General features: G+C 43.3%; 3 protein-coding genes. 1 reads left to right on the top strand and 2 read right to left on the bottom strand.

Annotated features, from left to right (window positions below):
* The first annotated feature begins 576 nt into the window (after positions 1–576).
* On the top strand, positions 577–771 hold the full coding sequence (locus tag ACYQ2O_RS10475) for a DUF2512 family protein (RefSeq protein ID WP_459796571.1): 195 nt from the start codon (positions 577–579) through the stop codon (positions 769–771).
* A 164-nt stretch (positions 772–935) separates the two neighbouring features.
* Here the strand turns inward: ACYQ2O_RS10475 and ACYQ2O_RS10480 are convergent, their stop codons facing one another.
* The gene (locus tag ACYQ2O_RS10480; protein ID WP_346025045.1) at positions 936–2693 is read right to left on the bottom strand and encodes an ABC transporter ATP-binding protein; all 1758 of its coding nucleotides are present in this window, start codon (positions 2691–2693) and stop codon (positions 936–938) included.
* The gene (locus ACYQ2O_RS10485) at positions 2693–4477 is read right to left on the bottom strand and encodes an ABC transporter ATP-binding protein (RefSeq protein WP_459796569.1); all 1785 of its coding nucleotides are present in this window, start codon (positions 4475–4477) and stop codon (positions 2693–2695) included. Before ACYQ2O_RS10485 ends, ACYQ2O_RS10480 begins: the two co-directional genes overlap by 1 nt.
* Positions 4478–4908: the final 431 nt, after the last annotated feature.

Below are 4908 nucleotides of genomic sequence, written 5' to 3' on the forward strand. Positions count from 1 at the left end.
AATGAGATGCCCTCACCTTGAGGCTTGAACAAAACAGAAATGGACTGCGTTCGTACAAGCACTCAAGAATCCCACCCGTCAAACCGAAAGGTTCGGGCTTGCGGCTTTAGCCGTGGGAGTCTCAAAGGATTTTATAAGTGGTGGAACTGCGTAGGCAGTTCTCCTTTTTTATTTCTTGATTCTCTTTTTCTTAAATAGTTCCTGTTTCTATATTAATTCTTTTTGGCTTATGTCCAATGCTTCTCTCGTTCTACTTTACTTGGTCTTAATCGTTCTGAAATACAGCTAGGATCATTTCTAGCTGTACCTTAGTATCATTTTTTTTCGTGAACTGTAGTTAACGGTAATCTAGCGTCATCTTAGTGTCTTTTCCTATACTAAACTGCTATTAGAAGAGGTTTAACGGCAAGACTATACTTCTTATTTTGATAAACTACAGCTAGAGGTCACTTAGCAGCAGCTTATTCCTGTATTGTTTGATGAACTATAACTAGAAGCTTTCTAACAGTATCTTCTATCTGTTTTGTTCTATTGTGCTATAACTAGATTTCATTTATTTCATTTAAATATATCTCCATACTTGTTTACATTTTAGGCGGTCTGGTTATCTTAAAAAACAGCAGGAAAATGGTCGCTACTTTCGTCGATGTCGGGGCTGCTTTCGTAATTTCTGTGACCTATCTGACTGCCATGACTGACGGAGAAGCCATTGTTGCAGGTTTTGTCTTTGCCTTGGGAGTTGCATTGTTTGAAACCTTCTTCCACAATTAGCTGCTCAAGGATCAGGCAAGCAGTTCGCGCTCACCTTACTAATTATAAAATCATAAAAAAGAGTCATCCTCCCGATTCAGTCGAGATGATGACTCTTTTTTTGTATTCCGGTCATTTACTTTGTCATCCTATGCTAAAGTGTGACATTTTGTTATTCTTAATTCTTAAGAAGCAAGAGCCTGACCTTTTTTCTGCATTTCGTACATTTCTGCATAGGCACCGTTCAGGTTAAGCAAGCTGTCGTGCGTACCGCGTTCTTTAATGACTCCCTGATCGAGCACCAGGATCTGATCCGCATGCTGAATCGTTGACAGACGGTGAGCAATGATAAAGGTCGTCCGTCCTTTTTTCAAAACGTTCATAGCGTGCTGAATGATTTCTTCCGTTTCCGTATCGATGGAAGACGTTGCTTCATCGAGAATCAGGATTTTCGGATCGAAGGCAAGTGCACGGGCAAAGGAAATCAGCTGACGCTGACCAGAGCTTAATGTACTCCCCTTTTCGACAACCGGTTCGTCAATCCCTTTTTCAAATTTGTCCAGCAGATCCTGTCCGCCGACATCTAGAAGTGCCTGAATCGCGGTTTCTTTAGAGATACTCGGATTGTCCATCGTGATGTTCGAGTAGATTGTCCCAGTAAAGAGGAACGGATCCTGCAGGACAATGCCCATATCTTCTCGGACAGATTGTCTGGAAAACTCTTTTGTGTTCTGGCCATCGATCATAATTTCCCCGATCTGCGGATCATAAAATCTAAAGAGCAGGTTCATGATCGAACTTTTTCCTGATCCGGTGTGGCCAACAAGTGCGACTGTCTGACCCGGTTCAGCTGTAAAGTGAATGTCTTTCAGAACATCTTTTTCTTCCGTGTAACCAAATGTCACGTGATTGAACGCAACGCGTCCTTCTGTCACTTCCATCGCTGCTTCCGGGTTGTCTTCTGGTTTCATGTCCATTATTTCAAATACCCGGTCTCCAGCTGCAATCGCCTGCTGAACGAAGGCCATCTGCTGGATGATTCCTTTGATCGGCTCATACAGACGGCTGACAAAATCTCCAAAGAGATACAACATCCCCACAGAAATCCCTAGTACCCCATTAATGTACTGTGTACTGAAGTAGACCATCAGCAGCAATAGTGACAGCCGGCGAAGAAAGTCGGCAAATGTCCACTGGAAGGCAGAGTCGAGAATCACGTACTTCCGCATGACTTCGTACCACTTTCCATTGATGTCTTCGAATTCTTCCTGGATGCGTTCTTCCTGCTCGAAAGCCTGGATTATCTGCATGCCCTGAATCGATTCATTCAGTTTCCCGTTGATGTCCGAGTTCAGGTCACGTTCTTTACGGTGGAAGACTCTGGCGTATTTTGTATAATACTTGTTCCATATAAACATTATAGGAATTAGAACCAAAAGAGTCAGTGCCAGTCCCGTGTGGAAGAAAGCAATCGCTGCAAATGCTCCAATGACGTAGAATACATTGATCAGGATCTGGCCGACTGTTGCGACGTAAAACTGCTGGCGCAGACTTTCTGTGTCGTTTGTTATACGTGCAACGATTTTTCCTGCCGGTAGATTATCGAAATAATTGATTGGCAGTTCCTGTACACGCGTGTACAACTGGTCTCTCAAAATTTTGATGATCCCGTTTGCCGCACGCATACGATAAATAGCCGAAATGTATCGGGTGATGACGGTCGAAATCATCAAGCCGAAATAAATAGCAATCAGTCGGACCAGCACATCTGTAAATTCTTCGTTCCCTGCAGCTGCAGGGGTGATGACCTGGTCAATGATGCGCTGAGCAATGATTGGTGCACCCAAGTCGGTGACCATGGACAAAACGACCAGTCCGATTCCGATCGTAAAGTAAAGTTTGTAATATTTCATATAAGAAACTAACCGTTTAACTGTCTTCATTAGTCATCCCTCCTCTTGTATGGATCTGGTGATGACAGAGGTTCATTTTCTGTGAGTTCTTTTATTTCCTGTTTTGTAAACTGATCATAGTACCAGCCGCCCTTGTCGATCAGCTCATCATGAGTGCCACGTTCCAAAATCGCTCCGTTGTCCAGAACGATGATTTCATCAGCCTCTTTAACTGCGGACAAGCGGTGAGTAGAAATGATTGTCGTCTTCCCTGCTCTGACCTGCTGAATATTATGAATGATGGTCTGTTCTGTCTTGGCATCCACAGCAGATAAGGAATCGTCCAGAATAAGAATGTCCGGATCTTTGATCAGCGCACGTGCAATGGAGATTCTCTGTTTCTGACCTCCAGAGATCGAGACGCCTTTCTCACCGATCATGGTGTCCAGTCCCCTATTCATATTTTTCAGGTCTTCTTCAAAGGAAGCCATGCGGATACTTACCAAGATATCCTCGTCAGTGGCCTCTTTTTTACCGAAGGCAATGTTGTCTCTTACGGATCGGCTGAACAGGACGTGATCCTGTGGCACATATCCGATCAGTCGTCTTAATGATGGATCGTTATATTCTGAGTATGCCGAACTGCCCATATTGAACGTTCCCGAACCAAGCGGAAACTGATTGAGCAGTTGTCTGATGAGAGTCGTTTTTCCTGATCCAGTCTTTCCGACGATTCCGAGCGTCTTGCCTTTCTTTAAGTCCAGTCTGATTTTATCCAGATTGATTGTTTCGCTTGAACTGTATTTGAAGGTGAACTCGTCAAATTCAAAATCATCGACTTGTTCTGCTTCGATCGTTCCTTTGAAATTCAGTTCATCTGTTGCATATCTGATTTCATCGACACGTCTCATAGACGCACTTCCCTGACGCAGAATGAGTACCAGTTCGGATACCGAAATGATCGGCCAGATCATCATGCCCAGATACATCTGGAATGCGACGATATCTCCTACACTAAGCGTCCCCTGCGCTACCAGAATTGCCCCATAACTCAATGCAATCATGATGCTAAGTCCTTCAAAAGCCTTGACAGTCGGTGCAAATATAGCTGCAATTTCGGATACTTTGTTGTTCTTCTTGAGCAGTCCGCTTGTCTGTTCCTTGAACTTGTCTATAAAATCAGCTTCTTTGACATAGGCACGAATCACGCGCATGCCGTCGATCATTTCCAGTACGTCATCGTTGACAGAAGAGAATGATTTCTGAGCAATTTCATAGGCTTCATCAACTTGAGCTCCTTTGACCTTTATGACATAAGCCATCGGCAGCATCGGAATAACTGCTGCAAAAGTCAGCCCCCAGTGTACGGTCAGTCCCATCATGATCACCAATGTGGCAGTGAAGCCTGTGGCACTCATCAGGACAAGCATGCCGTATCCTGCCGTATCAGCCAGGGCACGTATATCCTGAGTCCCACGGGCCATTAAGTCACCCGTACGGAACTTTTCAAAATACGGCGCACGCATTCTCAAAAAGTGACGCATCAACTTACTGCGCATCTCTTTCTGTAATTTATAGGCCCCGGCGAACAGTCCATATCCCCATAGAAAATCAAGACCATAGGTGATTATGACCAGACCTGCGAACTGAAGGCTATACGTTCTGAGCACAGCGGCATTCATCTCGCCTGTGACGATCGCATCAATAAATCGTCCAATGATAAATGGAATAATGACAGCAAATATATTGGAGACGGCCAGAGCGATAATGGAGCCGAGGTATTGCCATTTGTTTTCTTTAAAATAAAATTTCAGTTTTACCAGTACGTCAAACATCTTTTCTTTCCTTTCTTTCCAAAAAAATAGACAGTCCATCCCCTTAAGAGAATAGACTGTCCGAATAGTTTTCTGGTTGATTACACGCAAAAAAACAAGGGATTCATTCTATTATTGAATAAGGAGGGTTCAGCCATCCCATACTGGGAGTCAGCTGTGTGCAAAAAGTAGTTTTTATTTTATCGTTTCGGTTTACTGATGTTTTCATCTTGCACGTCCTCCTCTCTCTTGTTTTTTTAAAAAACTCTCTCATCGTTTTCAACTATACACTGAAACGTTTCCATTTACAACACCAATATGACTATTTGTATGTGTCAAGACTTTGGCGGAAACTTTTTTTCTAGAGATGGTAACTCTTCAATTTTAATATTAAAATGGCTCATTCTGTGTGTTTCATTACCCAAACATTTTCTTCAGTTGTCCCATTGGAC

Source organism: Alkalibacterium sp. m-11 (genome assembly GCF_054658155.1).